Source organism: Methylosinus sp. shoA (assembly GCF_059718125.1).
In genome coordinates, this window is record NZ_AP046091.1 from 826,530 (window position 1) to 840,519 (window position 13,990).

The 13,990-nt window shown below is 66.3% G+C and carries 18 protein-coding genes and 2 riboswitches; of the genes, 7 read left to right on the forward strand and 11 right to left on the reverse strand.

From position 1 onward, the window contains the following. Nucleotides 1-263 precede the first annotated feature (263 nt). A complete protein-coding gene (locus AC6IW9_RS03795) occupies nt 264-452 on the reverse strand; it encodes a hypothetical protein (protein ID WP_497769243.1) in 189 nt (62 codons plus the stop codon). Nucleotides 453-588: 136 nt separating this feature from the next. After that, nucleotides 589-678, forward strand: a riboswitch (glycine riboswitch). A gap of 4 nt (nt 679-682) precedes the next feature. After that, nucleotides 683-774, forward strand: a riboswitch (glycine riboswitch). A 48-nt stretch (nt 775-822) separates the two neighbouring features. Between AC6IW9_RS03795 and gcvT the strand changes: the two genes are divergently transcribed. The 7 genes from gcvT to AC6IW9_RS03830 all read left to right on the forward strand — a co-directional run bounded on the left by gcvT (nt 823) and on the right by AC6IW9_RS03830 (nt 8,452). Continuing rightward, nucleotides 823-1,986, forward strand: a complete 1,164-nt coding sequence (gene gcvT, locus AC6IW9_RS03800) for a glycine cleavage system aminomethyltransferase GcvT (protein ID WP_497769246.1) — start codon at nt 823-825, stop codon at nt 1,984-1,986. Continuing rightward, nucleotides 1,983-2,369, forward strand: a complete 387-nt coding sequence (gene gcvH, locus AC6IW9_RS03805; protein ID WP_497769248.1) for a glycine cleavage system protein GcvH — start codon at nt 1,983-1,985, stop codon at nt 2,367-2,369. The genes gcvT and gcvH overlap by 4 nt, the downstream gene beginning before the upstream one ends. 144 nt (nt 2,370-2,513) lie before the next feature. Beyond that, nucleotides 2,514-3,848, forward strand: coding sequence for an aminomethyl-transferring glycine dehydrogenase subunit GcvPA (gcvPA, locus tag AC6IW9_RS03810; RefSeq protein ID WP_497769251.1), 1,335 nt, complete (start codon nt 2,514-2,516; stop codon nt 3,846-3,848). Beyond that, nucleotides 3,848-5,359: an aminomethyl-transferring glycine dehydrogenase subunit GcvPB gene (gene gcvPB, locus AC6IW9_RS03815; RefSeq protein ID WP_497769255.1), complete on the forward strand. Its 1,512-nt coding sequence runs from the start codon at nt 3,848-3,850 to the stop codon at nt 5,357-5,359. The genes gcvPA and gcvPB overlap by 1 nt, the downstream gene beginning before the upstream one ends. Before the next feature lie 439 nt (nt 5,360-5,798). Further along, on the forward strand, nt 5,799-6,416 hold the full coding sequence (locus AC6IW9_RS03820; RefSeq protein ID WP_497769258.1) for a TetR/AcrR family transcriptional regulator: 618 nt from the start codon (nt 5,799-5,801) through the stop codon (nt 6,414-6,416). Between the two features lie 89 nt (nt 6,417-6,505). Beyond that, nucleotides 6,506-7,642, forward strand: coding sequence for a methyltransferase (locus AC6IW9_RS03825; RefSeq protein WP_497769261.1), 1,137 nt, complete (start codon nt 6,506-6,508; stop codon nt 7,640-7,642). Between the two features lie 78 nt (nt 7,643-7,720). Further along, a complete protein-coding gene (locus AC6IW9_RS03830) occupies nt 7,721-8,452 on the forward strand; it encodes a trypsin-like peptidase domain-containing protein (RefSeq protein WP_497769264.1) in 732 nt (243 codons plus the stop codon). Between the two features lie 89 nt (nt 8,453-8,541). Here the strand turns inward: AC6IW9_RS03830 and AC6IW9_RS03835 are convergent, their stop codons facing one another. The 10 genes from AC6IW9_RS03835 to AC6IW9_RS03880 form a co-directional block, all read right to left on the reverse strand. Beyond that, nucleotides 8,542-8,934 (reverse strand): hypothetical protein, encoded by a 393-nt coding sequence (locus AC6IW9_RS03835; RefSeq protein WP_497772432.1) that lies wholly within the window; start codon nt 8,932-8,934, stop codon nt 8,542-8,544. Beyond that, nucleotides 8,928-9,986: an RCC1 domain-containing protein gene (locus AC6IW9_RS03840; protein ID WP_497769267.1), complete on the reverse strand. Its 1,059-nt coding sequence runs from the start codon at nt 9,984-9,986 to the stop codon at nt 8,928-8,930. Before AC6IW9_RS03840 ends, AC6IW9_RS03835 begins: the two co-directional genes overlap by 7 nt. 39 nt (nt 9,987-10,025) lie before the next feature. Next, nucleotides 10,026-10,376 carry an RHS repeat-associated core domain-containing protein gene (locus AC6IW9_RS03845; protein WP_497769269.1) on the reverse strand — a complete coding sequence of 117 codons (351 nt, stop codon included), beginning with the start codon at nt 10,374-10,376 and terminating at the stop codon, nt 10,026-10,028. Between the two features lie 145 nt (nt 10,377-10,521). Then, nucleotides 10,522-10,788, reverse strand: a complete 267-nt coding sequence (locus AC6IW9_RS03850) for a DUF6959 family protein (RefSeq protein WP_497769272.1) — start codon at nt 10,786-10,788, stop codon at nt 10,522-10,524. A gap of 398 nt (nt 10,789-11,186) precedes the next feature. Continuing rightward, a complete protein-coding gene (locus tag AC6IW9_RS03855; protein WP_497769275.1) occupies nt 11,187-11,759 on the reverse strand; it encodes an RHS repeat-associated core domain-containing protein in 573 nt (190 codons plus the stop codon). Nucleotides 11,760-11,812: 53 nt separating this feature from the next. Next, nucleotides 11,813-12,106 (reverse strand): hypothetical protein, encoded by a 294-nt coding sequence (locus AC6IW9_RS03860; protein ID WP_497769277.1) that lies wholly within the window; start codon nt 12,104-12,106, stop codon nt 11,813-11,815. After that, nucleotides 12,103-12,639, reverse strand: a complete 537-nt coding sequence (locus AC6IW9_RS03865) for a hypothetical protein (RefSeq protein ID WP_497769279.1) — start codon at nt 12,637-12,639, stop codon at nt 12,103-12,105. The genes AC6IW9_RS03860 and AC6IW9_RS03865 overlap by 4 nt, the downstream gene beginning before the upstream one ends. Nucleotides 12,640-12,867: 228 nt before the next feature. Continuing rightward, a complete protein-coding gene (locus AC6IW9_RS03870; RefSeq protein ID WP_497769281.1) occupies nt 12,868-13,164 on the reverse strand; it encodes a hypothetical protein in 297 nt (98 codons plus the stop codon). Between the two features lie 11 nt (nt 13,165-13,175). Next, on the reverse strand, nt 13,176-13,670 hold the full coding sequence (locus AC6IW9_RS03875; protein ID WP_497769282.1) for an HNH endonuclease: 495 nt from the start codon (nt 13,668-13,670) through the stop codon (nt 13,176-13,178). 18 nt (nt 13,671-13,688) lie between these two features. Beyond that, a complete protein-coding gene (locus AC6IW9_RS03880) occupies nt 13,689-13,988 on the reverse strand; it encodes an RHS repeat-associated core domain-containing protein (RefSeq protein ID WP_497769283.1) in 300 nt (99 codons plus the stop codon). Between the last annotated feature and the right edge of the window lie 2 nt (nt 13,989-13,990).

Consider the following 13,990-nt stretch of genomic DNA (forward strand, 5'->3'; position numbering starts at 1 on the left):
TCCGCCCGCTTCGAGCGGCGCTCAACATGGGCCATAGCCCTGACGCTGGCAAGAAGGTCGACGTCTTTGCCAGGGCAGCAGGTGAAGGCTCCCTCATGCCGAGGAGCCGCTTCGCGGGCTCCTCGGCATGAGGGCGAGAACGCTGGTCCTTCACCCGACGCCCTGGCGTCATTGCGCGGAGCGGAGCGACGACGCATCCCCGGGGCCGCCTCGCGACTCTGGTTTGCTTCGCGTCGCTCGTTATGACGAAGGCTCGCGCGCCGTCAGCTCTGATGGGGCCCGAGCGTCTCCTTGATGATCTGTTCGATCCGCCGCCATTTCTCGGCGTCCTCGCGCCGGCCCTGCTCCTCGAGCGCGCGCGCCTTCTGCGCGGCTTCGGCCACGGCCTTGTCGCCGTGAGCGTCATAGAGCTGCCGGGCGTAGTCCTGAAGATCGACGATGCTCGTGCTCATGGTTCTCCCCTTTCGTGGCGCGCCTCGCGAAATGGCGCGGCGCGGCGGCCTTTCAATCATTTTCGTCTCGAAGCGCGACGAAATGCGCGCCGCCTCGTCTTGACGCGCGCAGCCTTCGAACTCACATTTGGAACAGTCGATTCTCGCGGGAGAGGCCGGCCGCCGCGCCGGAGCCGAAGGCGCAACCGCCCCGGAAACGCTCAGGCAAAAGGACCGCGGGAACGAGTGAACTCTGGAAAGCGGCGCGATTTTTTACGATCGCGCCCACCGACGGGCGTAACCCGCGGCGACGCGGGGAAATCTCTCAGGTCTCCAGACAGAGGGGGCGACAGGGCGGGACAAATGCGTCCCGCGCACGCCGGAGCGCCCCGTGAACGAGCACGCCCCTTCCCTTGCCGTCGCCGAAACGCCCTGCGCCGGGCGCGCGGCGACCCCGCTCGACGCGCTGCACCGAAAGCTCGGCGCGCGCATGGCGCCTTTCGCCGGATATTCGCTTCCGCTGCATTATCCGAAGGGAGTCATCGCGGAGCATCTGCACACACGCGAGAAGGCGAGCCTGTTCGACGTCTCGCATATGGGCCAGGCTACGTTGACCGGCCGCGGCGCCGCGCGCCTGCTCGAGACTCTGGTCCCCGCCGATCTCGACGGCCTCGCGCCGGGACGCACGCGCTATACGCAATTGCTCGCCGAGGACGGCGGCATTCTCGACGATCTGATGGCGACGCGCCTGCCCGGACGCGAGGAGCGGCTGTTGCTCGTCGTCAACGCCGCCGCCAAGAGCCAGGACTTCGCGCTTCTGCGTCGTGAGCTGCCGGAGCTCTCGCTCACCGTGCTCGCCGACCGCGCGCTTCTCGCGCTGCAGGGACCGCGCGCGGCAAGCGTCCTTGCGGCGATTCTGCCCGGCGTCGAGGACGCGCCCTTCCTGGGCTGGCTCGCGACGGATTATGAGGGCGCATCGGCGTTCGTCTCGCGCTCGGGCTACACGGGCGAGGATGGTTTCGAGATCTCCGTTCCCGCTCATCTCGCGACGCGGCTCGCCGAGCGCCTGCTCGCCCATGAGGATGTGGCGCCGGCCGGACTCGCCGCGCGCGATTCGCTGCGGCTCGAGGCGGGGCTCTGCCTCTATGGCCATGACATCGACGCCACGACCGATCCCGTCGAGGCCGGCCTGCTGTGGTCGATCGGCAAGCGCCGGCGCGAAGAGGGAGGCTTTCCCGGCTTCGCGCGCATTCGCGCCGCGATCGAGAACGGCCCCGCGCGTCGCCGTGTCGGCCTGCTGCCGCAGAGCAAGGCGCCGCTGCGCGAGGGCGCGACGCTCACGGCGCCCGACGGGCGCATCGTCGGCCGCGTCACCTCCGGCGGCTATTCGCCGAGCCTCTCGCGACCGATCGCCATGGGCTATGTCGACAGCGCTTTCGCGACGCCGGGCGCGCGGCTCGCAGGCGAGCTGCGCGGAAAGCCGATCGACGTCGATGTCGCGACATTGCCTTTTGTCCCGCATCGATATGCTTCGCAAGGAAAGGGTCGAGCATGAGCGGCGAGCGATACACCAAGGATCACGAATATGTCCGGCTGGAAGGCCGCGGCGACGACCAGGTCGCCGTGGTCGGCGTCTCCGATTATGCGCAGGCGCAGCTCGGCGACATCGTCTTCATCGAACTGCCCGAGCCCGGCGCGCGCGTCGACAAGGGCGGCCAATTGGCGACGATCGAGAGCGTGAAGGCGGCGAGCGAAGTCTATTCGCCGATCTCCGGCGAGGTCGTCTCCGCCAATGACGCGCTCGACGACGAGCCGGCGAGCGTCAACGAGGATCCGCTCGGCAAGGGCTGGCTCGCGAAGCTGCGCATCGCCGACGCAAAGGAGCTCGAGGGACTGATGGACGAGGACGCCTATCGCGCTTTCGTCGAGAGTCTCTAGAGGCGTCGGCCCCTCCCCGGCCCTCCTCCGCTGCGCGGGAGAGGGAGCAGGCTTCGCTTCATAGACGTTTTACGAAACGCCCGACGCTTCCCTCTCCCGCGCAGCGGGGGAGCGTGAGGGAGGAGGCGCTCAACAGGAGGCGACATGCGCTATCTGCCTTTGACCGACGAGGATCGCGCCGAGATGCGCGCAGCGATCGGCGTCGCGACGAGCGACGATCTCTATGCGGATGTTCCCGAGGACGTGCTGCTGAAGGCGCCGCTCCATCTGCCGCGCGGCCGATCGGAGATGGAGGTCGAGCGCATTCTCGCCGCGCTCGCGCGAAGGAATGTCACGGCTTCCCACGCCTTTCTCGGCGCCGGCGCCTATCGGCATCACATCCCCGCGAGCGTCGATCATCTGATCCAGCGCTCGGAATTCCTCACCAGCTACACGCCCTATCAGCCGGAAATTTCGCAGGGCACGCTGCAAGTCCTGTTCGAGTTCCAGACGCAGGTCGCGGCGCTTACCGGCATGGAGATCGCCAACGCCTCCATGTATGACGGCTCGACCGCCTGCGCCGAGGCGGCGCTGATGGCGCATCGCATCGCCAGGCGCCGCAAGGCCGTGCTCTCCGGCGGCCTGCATCTGCATTACGCCGAGGTCGTGCGCACGATCTCGCGCTTTTCCGGCGCCGAGGTCGTCACGCTCCCGCCGGACGTTTTCGCGCGCGAGGACATTGTTGCGCACATAGACGACGACGTTTCTTGTGTGATCGTGCAGACGCCGGATGTGTTCGGCAATCTGCGCGATCTTTCGCCCCTTGCCGACGCTTGCCACGCCAGAGGCGCGCTGCTCGTCGCCGTTTTCACCGAGGTCGTGTCGCTCGGCCTCGTGACGCCGCCCGGAGCCATGGGCGCGGATATCGTCGTCGGCGAAGGCCAGTCGCTCGGCAATCCGCTCTCCTTCGGCGGCCCCTATGTCGGCCTGTTCGCGACGAAGCATGATTATCTGCGGCAAACGCCCGGGCGCCTCAGCGGCGAGACCGTCGACGCCGACGGACGCCGTTCGTTCGTGCTGACGCTCTCGGCGCGCGAGCAGCACATCCGCCGCGACAAGGCGACATCGAACATCTGCACCAACTCCGGCCTCTGCGCGCTGGCCTTCGGCATTCATCTGAGCCTGCTCGGCGAAACCGGCCTGCGGCGGCTCGCGCGCGCCAATCATGCGAGCGCCGTTCGCCTCGCCGATCGTCTCGCGCGCATCGCCGGCGTCGAGGTGCTGAACGAGACCTTCTTCAACGAATTCACGCTGCGCGTTCGTGGCGACGCGGCGGCGCTCGTCGAGACGATGGCGGCGCAGGACGTCCTCGCCGGCGTTCCGGTCTCGCGCCTTCTGCCCGGCGCCGGACTCGACGATCTTCTGCTCGTCGCCAGCACCGAAGTCCTCACGCACGAAGATCACGACGCCTTCATCGCCGCACTCGAAGGAGCGCTGTAATGCTCGATCATGCGAATCATCCGGCGCCGCCGGAGACTTTCAGCGGCGATCGCGGACTCGATCAGGAAGAGCCGCTGCTGTTCGAGATCGGCCGCGCCGGTGTGACCGGCGTCGACATCGACGAGCCGGACCCGTTCACGCCACGCCTCGGCGCGCTTGAGCGCAAAGGCGCGATCGGCTTGCCGGGCCTCTCCGAGCCGGAGGCGGTGCGCCATTATGTGCGGCTGTCGCGCAAGAATTATTCGATCGACGCCGGGCTCTATCCGCTCGGCTCCTGCACGATGAAGCACAATCCGCGCCTCGGCGAGAAAATGGCGCGCCTCGAGGGCTTTTCCGACATTCATCCGTTGCAGCCGCAATCCGCCGTGCAAGGCGCGCTGGCGCTGATGGAGGAGCTGTCGCGCTTCCTGCTCGAGCTCGCCGATATGAGCGCGGTGGCGCTGTCGCCCAAGGCCGGCGCGCATGGCGAACTGTGCGGGCTGATGACGATCGAGGCGGCGCTGCGCGCGCGCGGCGAGGCGAAGACGCGACGCACCGTGCTCATTCCGCAATCGGCGCATGGCACCAATCCGGCGAGCGCCGCTCTGCTCGGCTTCGAGGTGCGCGCCATTCCCGCGGGCGAGGACGGAATCGTCCATGCCGATGCGGTCGCCGCCGCGCTCGACGAGAGCGTCGCCGCGATCATGCTGACCAATCCCAACACTTGCGGCCTGTTCGAGCGCGATGTCGCCTCGATCGCACGGCTCGTGCACGAGGCGGGCGGCTATTTCTATTGCGACGGCGCCAATTTCAACGCCATCGCCGGCGTCGCGCGGCCGGGCGACATGGGCGTCGACGCGATGCATCTCAATCTGCACAAGACCTTTTCCACGCCGCACGGCGGCGGCGGTCCGGGCGCGGGCCCCGTCCTGCTGTCGGCGCGGCTCGCGCCTTTCGCGCCGGTTCCTTTCCTCGTCCGCGACGGCGAGACGCTGCGGCTCGTCGAGCATGTGGACGAAACGCAGAGCTTCGGCCGGCTCACGGCCTTTCACGGCCAGATGGGCATGTTCGTGCGCGCGCTCTCTTTTCTGCTCTCGCATGGCGGCGACGGCGTCGCGCAGGCCTCGCGCGACGCTGTTCTCGCGGCGAATTATGTGCGCGCGAGGCTCGCAGACGTGATGACGCAGCCGTTCGGCGATCGGACCTGCATGCACGAGGTCCTGTTCGACGACGCCTTCCTGAAAGGAACCGGCGTGACGACGCTCGATTTCGCCAAGGCGATGATCGACGAGGGCTATCATCCGATGACGATCTATTTTCCGCTCGTCGTCCATGGCGCCATGCTGATCGAGCCGACCGAATCGGAATCGAAACGCTCGCTGGATCGCTTCGTCGCGACGCTGCGCGCGCTCGCCCTGAGCGCGAAGCGCGGCGAGACGGAGCGCTTCACTCGAGCGCCGCGCCATGCGCCTCGCCGGCGGCCGGACGAGGCCGCCGCGGCGCGCAAGCCCGTTTTGAGCTGGCGCGGCTGAGGCGCTCCGGGACCGTCATCGCGCGGAGCGGAGCGACGAAACGATTCAGGGCCGCCCCACGTCGCTCGATCGCTTCGCCGCGCCTTTGCCGTGCGGCCGGCAAACATGCACGCATCGCGCCTCGCGAGGGTCGCATATTTCCTGCGCGCCGGAATTCAAGATGCAGGCTCCGGTTATTTCAACAGCGGCGTCATGCCGATGAATGTCGCCGGCATGCGCGAATCTCCGCCTGCTTTTCTGGATCTCGCCCGGCGGCGGATCGCGTTCTCTCGCGGCGGGCCGCTCCCAAGCGCCGTCCCTTGCCCTCCTGGGCGCGCGGGCTCACGGAGGGAGCGCGCAGGCTGATCGGATGAGGTCGCGGCGGCCCGAGGGTCCTTCCCTTCGCGCCTGGACTATGCGACGGCTCGGGCTCGTCCCTCGCCGCATCCTCCGCGCACCCATGTCGAAGCGAAAATATCATCATGGCGCTCTCAAGGAGGCGCTGGTCGAGGCGGCGCTGGAGCTGCTGGCCGAGGGCGGACCGGCCGGTCTCAGCCTCGGCGAGGCGGCGAAGCGCGTCGGCGTCACCGCCGCCGCGCCCTATCGTCATTTCGCCAGCCGCGAGGAGCTCTTGAACGAGGTCGCGCGGCGCGGCTTCCTCTCTTTCGGCGAGGCTCTGGAGAAGGGCTGGGACGAAGGCCGGCCGGATGCGGCGACGGCCATGTGGCGCATGTGCGCCGCTTATCTCGCTTTCGCCCGCGCCGAGCCCGGCCTCTATGCCGCCATGTTCGGCTCGGCGGCGACGCTCGCGGCTGAAGCCTCGGCCGACGCCGCCGATCATGCGCTGGAGATCTTGTGGCGCTCGGTGGTCGCCTTTCTGCAGCAGCGCGGCGTGTCGGCGCAGGGCGCGCGCAAGCTGGCGCTTCAGGTCTGGGCGCTCGCCCATGGCGCGGCCATGCTGGCGATCTCCGGCCATCTCGACCCCGCCAAGGGGCTCGATCCGGTCCCGGTGCTCGACGGCGCGATCCGCAATCTGATGGAGACCGCGATCCGCCGCGCCGAATCGGCGGCGCCGTAACCGGCGGCGGGGCGTTCGGCAAAATCGGCGTTTCTCCGCCCGCGCTTTTCCGCTAGGAGCGCCTTATCTTCTCGCGGCGGAGGGCGCCTATGGGTCAGTTCTGGCGGGACAGGCTTCGGCGCGTTCGCGATCGCCTGACGTCGAGCCCGCGCTTCCAGCGCCTCGCGGCGGCGCATCCGCTCACGCGCAAGGCGGCGCAGCGCCGGGCGCGCGCCGCGCTCGATCTCTGCGCGGGCTTCGTCTATTCGCAGGTTCTGCTCGCCTGCGTGCGGCTGAAGCTGCTCGAGCTGCTGCTCGAATCGCCGAGGAGCCTCGAGCAGATCGCCGAGAAGACCGAGCTGTCGCCCGAGGCGGCGGCGCGGCTGCTCGACGCCGCCGCCTCGCTCGGGCTCGTCGACCGCCGCGGCAAGGGCCGTTATGGGCTCGGCGACATCGGCGCGGCGCTCGTCGGCAACAAGGCCGCGCTGGCGCTCGTCGCCCATCAGCCCATGCTCTACGCCGACCTCGCCGATCCTGTCGCGCTCCTGCGGGGAAAGGAGGAGGCGGAGTCCAGGCTCGCCGATTATTGGCCTTATTCCGCCGCCGAGCGACCGACCGAACTCACGGCGGAGGCGGTCGCGCCCTATAGCGCGCTGATGGCCGAGTCGCAGCCGCTCGTCGCGCAGGAGGCGATCGGCGCCTATAATTTCCGGCGCCATAGGCGGCTCATGGACGTCGGCGGCGGCGAAGGCGCTTTTCTCGCCGCGGCCGCGGCCAGCGCGCCGAAGCTGGAACTGATGCTGTTCGATCTCCCGGCCGTGGTCGAGCGCGCCCGCGCGCGCATCGAGGCGGCGGGGCTGACGAAGCGCACGCGCTTCTTTTCCGGCGACTTCCTCGCCGATCCGCTGCCGGCGGGCGCGGACGTGATCACTCTGGTGCGCATCGTCCATGATCACGACGACGCCTCGGCGCTCGAGCTCCTGCGCAATGTGCGCCGCGCTCTGCCGCGCGACGGCGTGCTGCTCGTCGTCGAGGCCATGTCCGGCGTCGCGGGCGCCGAGCCGCTCGACGCCTATTACGGCTTCTACACCCTGGCCATGGGCCGCGGCGAGCCACGCACCGTCGCCGAGCTGGAACGCATCGCGAAGAAGGCCGGCTTCGGCCGCTTCCGCCTGCTGCGCAATCCGATGCCGATCGTCGCCAGCATTCTGCTCGCCCGGCCCGATCCGGATTATCACGGTCCGTGAGACATGCGCGATCGACCCGGGAGGCTTGCCCCGGCCGCGCTGCGCGTCCATGTGTTCGACCAGAGGAGCGCAAAGCCGATGATCGAACCCCTGCTGCTCACCGCCGCCCGGCTCTGCACCTTCGACGGGCAGGCTCCGCTGACCAATGCGAGCAGCTTCTTCTTCGAGCGCGACGAGCGCCTGTTCCTGGTGACGAGCCGTCATGTGCTGAAGGACGCCGCGAGCGGGCACCTGCCCGACCGGATCGAGATCGAGCTGCATGTCGACGCCGAGAACATGGCCAGGTCGACGGGTTTCTCCATTCCGCTCTACGAGGACGGCAAGAGCGTCTGGCGCCAGGGCGTCGACGCCGCCGGCGAGGTCGATGTCGCGGCGATCGAGATCGAGCGCCGGGCGCTGCCGGAGCCGACCATCTATCGCGCCTTCACCCCCACGCATCTCCCGAGCGGATTCGATCAGGTGGAGATCGGCTCGTCCGTGCTCGTCGTCGGCTTTCCGCTCGGCTTTCACGACACGCTGCATCACATGCCGGTGGCGCGCCAGGGCGTCGTCGCCTCCGCCTTCGGCCTGCGCTTCCAGGGACAGGGCTATTTTCTGACCGATGCGCGCACTCATCGCGGCGCGAGCGGCGCCCCGGTGGTCGCGCGCAGGCCGGCGACGGAAGACGCCCGGGGGGGCCTGCCGTGGACGCTGCTCGGCGTCCATTCGGCGCGACTCGACGTCGGCTCCCGCGATCTCGGACAGGACGAGGCGCTCGGCCTCAACTGTGCATGGTACGCGGATATTCTATTGGCGCTAACAAAGAATTGAGACGCGCTCGCCGGCCTCCTTCGCGCGGCGCGAGGGCCGGAGCGCGCCCGCACAGAAGCCGGAGCGGCACGGCCCTCATGATCGAGAGGTCACCGCACCCATTGCGGAACGACGGCCGAGGCACCTTTGTGGCTCGCGTTTCCCGCATAGCTGGCGCGCAGAAGATGCCAGCCGGCGATCAGACTGGACGTCGAGAGTCGCGCTCGCGCGCGCAGCAGGCCGGCAAAGCCGGTCGCGGTCGCGGGGATGTAGCGGTCCGCATTGGTCCCGTCGCCGATCGCGCCATAATAATTGTCGCCCCAGCAACGCAGAGCGCGGTTGGTCAGCAGCGCGCACGAGTAATTCCCTCCGCTCGCCACGGCCACGGCGACGCCGCCGAGGCTCGACACCGGCCAGGGCGTGAGGCGCCCGGTCGTCGTTCCGTCGCCCAGCTCTCCGTCATAATTCCGCCCCCAGCAGCGAACGCCGCCGGAGCTCAGCAGGGCGCAGGTGGATAGGCGCCGGCGTCGGCCGCCACGACGCCGCTCTTCAGGCCCGAGACTTGCGCGGGCGCGAGGCGGTCGCCTTGAGACCCGTCGCCGATCTGGCCGTAAGTGTTGTCTCCCCAGCATTTGAGCGCGCCCGCAGAGGTGACGGCGCAGCTGTGCGAGCCGTCGGCGGTCACGGCGATTACGCCTTTCGAGAGGCCGTAGACTTGCGTCGGAACATAACGGGTCGAGCCCGTTCCGTCTCCGACCTCGCCATTGTAATTGGCGCCCCAGCACCTCGCCCCGCCGGCGCTGGTGAGGGCGCAGCTGTGTTGCGCGCCGAGGGCCAGCGCCGTATAGACGGCAGCCGGACCGGCGACCACGCTCGGCGTGTAGCCGGTGTTGCTCCCGCCGTTTCCGAGCTGGCCGTAGCCGTTGTATCCCCAGCATTTGACGCCGCCGTCGTCGGTCAGAGCGCAAGTATGGTTGTCCCCCGCGGCGATGGCCACGACGCCGCTCGTCAAGCCGGCGACCTGCACGGGGAGCAGGCTGTTGATGGTGGTTCCATTGCCGAGCTGGCCATAGCCGTTATAACCCCAGCACTTGACGGCGCCGAGGGCGGTGAGGGCGCAGCTGTGGGAGCCGCCGGCCGCCACGGCGACAACGCCCGACGTCAATCCCTTGACCGAGGCTTGCTTCGATCGGGTGATGAGCGTGCCGTCGCCGAGCTGGCCGTAATTGTTGTAGCCCGAGCAGCGCACGCCGCCGTTCGTGTAGAGCGCGCAAATGTGGCGTCCGCCGGCCGCCAGCGTCGCTTGGCCGGCGCCCGACGCGCTCAGCGCCGCGGAGCCGAGGTTCGTCGAACCGTCGGCGAAGCGAACGCTCCCGGTCGGCGCGTCGGCGCCCAGCGAGTCGACCTCTGCCGACAGCTGCAGCGCCTGTCCCGCATCGGACGGGCTCGCGGTGACGAACTGCAGGCGCGTTGCGGTCTGCGCCGAGGCGGGCATGGTCAGGAGGACGAGCAAGGCGCCTATGGTCCAACGCGGGACACAAGACGAAACGGCCATTTTCTTCTCGCAAGTTCGTGTCGAAATCGTGTGCGGATGCTAGTTGCCGGCGCGCTTACGGTCAAGACAACGCTTTGCTGGATCCGCGGCTCCCGACGAGAGTTCGACCGAGGGCGGGAAGGACGTCTTCTTTGCCCTTCGGGTCGAGCCCGAGCGGATCGATCGCGCTGACCGGATCATTCCCGGCGTAAGCATAGTGTCGATCCCGCCCGCGAGGCCGATGGGATCGCTCTGGACATAGCGGCCGAGGGTCGGGGAATAGTCGCGGAAGCCATTGTTGTGCAACCGCGTCTCGGAAATCGTAGAGCTGGCCCGGGAAGCAGGTCGTGCGAAAAACCCGCGGTCGCCGTCGGCGCGCCATTGCCGAACGGGTCGTGGTCCCAGAACCACACACGCTGGTTCACCGAATTTGCGATCTCATGCGGCGCTCCGAGATGGTCTGGCATGATGTAATAGGCCACGCCGCCCTGCAGCGTCGCCACAGGCAGGTCGCCGAACCAGACGACTCATTCCAATCGCGATGCGCCTGCAGAGCTTACCGATACGGTAAGGCAATGCCTTTTTCTGCGCAGATTCGCTCAAAAAAAGTAAGCGCGCCACTTAATTGCTCTTTCAGATCCTCGATCTCGTCCGCAAGCTCCTTGAACTCTTTCGAATCGAGCATTCGCGCCATTCGTTGCACCTGCTCCTTAATAGAATGCAGCGTGTCCCCCTGTACGACCACTCCAGGGTAATTCCGCTCAGGTAGCTGCACCACGGCGAACTTGCCCGGGGGACTCAGAAGATCAACCTGCGACGCCATGGTTTCCTCGCTCACTGCGGCGTAAATGTGATGAACGGCCTGCTCGGATCGACCGCTTCTCTGAAGAAGTCTTGGTTCCGTGGCTCATCGAATCCTCTCGGTCCTTCGGGTAAAGAACCGCTAAGACTGTGGATTGTTCTGCTATTCGTACCTTCTGGCACGACATAGTCCCAGTCCGACATTGCCCGCGCTGTGCCTTTGGCACGACTCCCGACTACTGATATTTTAACGCCAGTTCTGTTGACCGCATTTTGAATACGGGGCAATTTCCTGAGCGGTAAGATTCCCAAGTTTAGCCCCGCCTCCGACTAGGGGCCCTACCGCCCTCCCCCCGGCACCCGGAATAGGCAGCATCACAGCGATAGAAAACGAATTTAAGACAAAAGCTTCAGTGGGAGTCATGGCCTCCGGTATCCAGGATCAGACCCGTGGCACATCGCTACACACCTAGCTCCGATAGCTCCGATGTCGATCTCCGGCAATTTTTCCGGTTCTTCTTCGCTCTCCGGACCGAGCCCGAGCGGATCGATCGCGCTGAGCGGATTGTTGCCGGCATAGGCGTATGTGTTGATTCCGCCTGCAAGCCCGATGGGATCGCTCTGGACATAGCGGCCGAGGGTCGGGGAATAGTCGCGGAAGCCGTTGTTGTGCAGCCGCGTCTCGGAATCGTAGATCTGGGCCCGGGAAGCGCAGGTCGTGTGCGAAAAACCCGCCGTCGCCGCCGGCGCGCCATTCGCCGCATTCACGATCTCGTGCGGCGCGCCGAGATGGTCCGGCATGATGTAATAGGCCACGCCGCCCTGAAGCGTCGCCACGGGCAGGTCGCCGAACCACACGATCTCCTCCGCCGCCGCGCCGCTCACGTAGACACCGAGCGCGCGGCCGGCGAGGTTGTAGACATGCTCGACCTTGCCGGGCGCTTGCTGCGGCAGGTCCTTCGCCCACCCGCTCGCCGAGCCCGTTGACGCCATAGGCCGTCGTCAGCGCGACCGTCACCCGGCCGAGACGGTTGCGCCTCAGGATCTCAAAGCACCTCGATCACTTTGCCGTTCGCCACGTCTTTCCCTTCCCAAAGAACAATCGGCTTTCCAGGTGACAGCTTAGGCAGCACATACTCCCGGTAGAGAAATTTAACAGGGAGCTGATACCACTCACCAAGCTCAACCTTCTGGTCGCCAAGGAAAACTCGACAGTCGAACCCCTCTCCGTCCACGAAAAGTGGGCACGAGTAATAACTCCCGAAGATCGGCGTCTTTCTACCGCCTTCAGCGGTCGTCTTGAACCTTACAGCGATAATTGCATCTGGATGCATCGTCATAGGACCCCCGGGATTCGCATGTGATTCATCACAATCGGCGTCAGTCCGGAAAGACGTTCGCTCGGAATGACCCAAGCAGAGATTCCGCGATCCACGGTCGCCGATGACAATCCGTCAAGGACACTGGGAGATACTGTCGTCTGGACCAGCGTATAAGGCGGGTCGCCGAACGCGCCAACAGCCTGCTTCGCATACGACGAAGCCTCCTCCGCCGACGTCGTGAAATATTTGCCTTCGGCCGAACCAAGGTTGCGGAACACGCCTTTGCCCTCAATATCCTTGAGTTCTGCCGGGCCGACTGCCCGATAGAGCTTTATCGCCGCGGCTTCAGCTCTAGCTGCCCCTCTGCTGGCAGCGATAGCGGTTGCCGCCCCGCCCGGCACGACCGGTATGACAGCCGCTGCAACATCGACCCCCAATCCGAGCGCATCGACCCCGGCGGATAAATAATTCCCGTTAAAAAGATTATCGAAGAAGGAGTAGAGGCCCAATCCGACATTGCCGGCGTCCCACACTGTCTCGGGGGTGAACATTCCCGACGGGTCCACGGAATTGAGCGGGTTGTTGTTCGCATAGGCGTCTGGTGCGCCGAATTCACGATCTCATGCGGCGCGCCGAGATGGTCCGGCATGATGGAATAGGCCACGCCGCCCTGCAGCGTCGTCACGGGCAGGTCGCCGAGCCAGACGATCTCCTCCAGCGCCGCGCCGCTCACATAGACGCTGAGCGCGCGGCCGGAGCCCAAGCATCAGACCCGCCGCTTACCGCACATAGACCCAGTCCGGGAACGCGTCGTTCTCTGCATAGAAGATCAGCAGATTCCGCTTCTCGGTTGCGGTCGGCTGCCGATCGCCGAACACCTCCAGCGCCTCATTGGCGACGTGCACTTCCAAGAAGTAGGCAAGCCCTTGCGTCAAGACTTCTTTGGGCGGCTTGAATTCATCGTCCAACTGCACCGCGACAGCAGGCGCAGTCTCGGACCACGGCTTTGCCGCAAAGATGCACAGCCTGTCGTCCAAGTCATCCGGCAAGCGGTCAATGAGAGTACCCAGGTCCATGGTCGTCAGCCTCAGTAGTCGGCGCCCCACAGCTTGAAGCCGCCGGTCTGGTTTGGATGCAGCAGGTGCTGCCATGCACCGCCTTGATGCTGATCACGCGGAACCAGTTGCAATATACCCGGCTGGTCCGACACGTGGTGCCAGCTCCAGCCTGCGGGACTTTGATCCAGTCGCTGGGGGATCGTGACGCCAAGGCTGTCCATCATCTTGGCGAACTCTGGATCTTTTTTCATCGCCGCAGCAAGATTCGTGTTCGCGTCAGCGAAATTTGAGCCTCGAGTTCCAACCCCCGCTTTGGCGATGGTCGCCTCAAATGCCACCGAGTAGTGCGCAGCCGCAGCGCCCTTTGCGGCCCCTCTGCTGGCAGCGATAGCGGTTGCCGCGCCGCCCGGCACGACTGGTATGATAGCCGCTGCAACATCGACCCCCAATCCGAGCGCATCGACCCCGGCGGATAAATAATTCCCGTTAAAAAGATTATTATCGAAGAAGGAGTAGAGGCCCAATCCGACATTGCTGGCGTCTCACGCTGTCTCGGGGGTGACGAACGTTCCCGACGGGTCCACGGAATTGAGCGGGTTGTTCTTCGCATAGGCGTAGGTGTTGATCCCGCCCTTGAGCCCGAGCGGATCGCTCTCGACATAACGGCCGAGCGGGGGATCATAATAGTCGCGATGGCCATTGCTGTGCAGCCCGGTCTCGGCGTCGTAGACCTGCCCCCGGAAGCGCAGGCAGTGCGAGAAGCCCCACGGCCGTGAACGCCATGGGTTGTCGTCGGCGCGCCGACGATCACATAGGCGAGTAAGACGCTCCGCCGGAATCAAAA

Bases quoted from the DNA above. Each gene is read 5' to 3' on its own strand.
- AC6IW9_RS03870 (WP_497769281.1), bottom strand. From the start codon at position 13,164: ATGGACCTGGGTACTCTCATTGACCGCTTGCCGGATGACTTGGACGAC.
- AC6IW9_RS03850 (WP_497769272.1), bottom strand. From the start codon at position 10,788: ATGGCGTCGCAGGTTGATCTTCTGAGTCCCCCGGGCAAGTTCGCCGTG.
- AC6IW9_RS03860 (WP_497769277.1), bottom strand. From the start codon at position 12,106: ATGACGATGCATCCAGATGCAATTATCGCTGTAAGGTTCAAGACGACC.
- gcvPB (WP_497769255.1), top strand. From the start codon at position 3,848: ATGCTCGATCATGCGAATCATCCGGCGCCGCCGGAGACTTTCAGCGGC.
- AC6IW9_RS03825 (WP_497769261.1), top strand. From the start codon at position 6,506: ATGGGTCAGTTCTGGCGGGACAGGCTTCGGCGCGTTCGCGATCGCCTG.
- AC6IW9_RS03830 (WP_497769264.1), top strand. From the start codon at position 7,721: ATGATCGAACCCCTGCTGCTCACCGCCGCCCGGCTCTGCACCTTCGAC.
- AC6IW9_RS03840 (WP_497769267.1), bottom strand. From the start codon at position 9,986: ATGGCCGTTTCGTCTTGTGTCCCGCGTTGGACCATAGGCGCCTTGCTC.
- gcvPA (WP_497769251.1), top strand. From the start codon at position 2,514: ATGCGCTATCTGCCTTTGACCGACGAGGATCGCGCCGAGATGCGCGCA.
- AC6IW9_RS03855 (WP_497769275.1), bottom strand. From the start codon at position 11,759: ATGGCGTCAACGGGCTCGGCGAGCGGGTGGGCGAAGGACCTGCCGCAG.
- gcvH (WP_497769248.1), top strand. From the start codon at position 1,983: ATGAGCGGCGAGCGATACACCAAGGATCACGAATATGTCCGGCTGGAA.
- AC6IW9_RS03820 (WP_497769258.1), top strand. From the start codon at position 5,799: ATGTCGAAGCGAAAATATCATCATGGCGCTCTCAAGGAGGCGCTGGTC.
- AC6IW9_RS03795 (WP_497769243.1), bottom strand. From the start codon at position 452: ATGAGCACGAGCATCGTCGATCTTCAGGACTACGCCCGGCAGCTCTAT.
- AC6IW9_RS03865 (WP_497769279.1), bottom strand. From the start codon at position 12,639: ATGTTCACCCCCGAGACAGTGTGGGACGCCGGCAATGTCGGATTGGGC.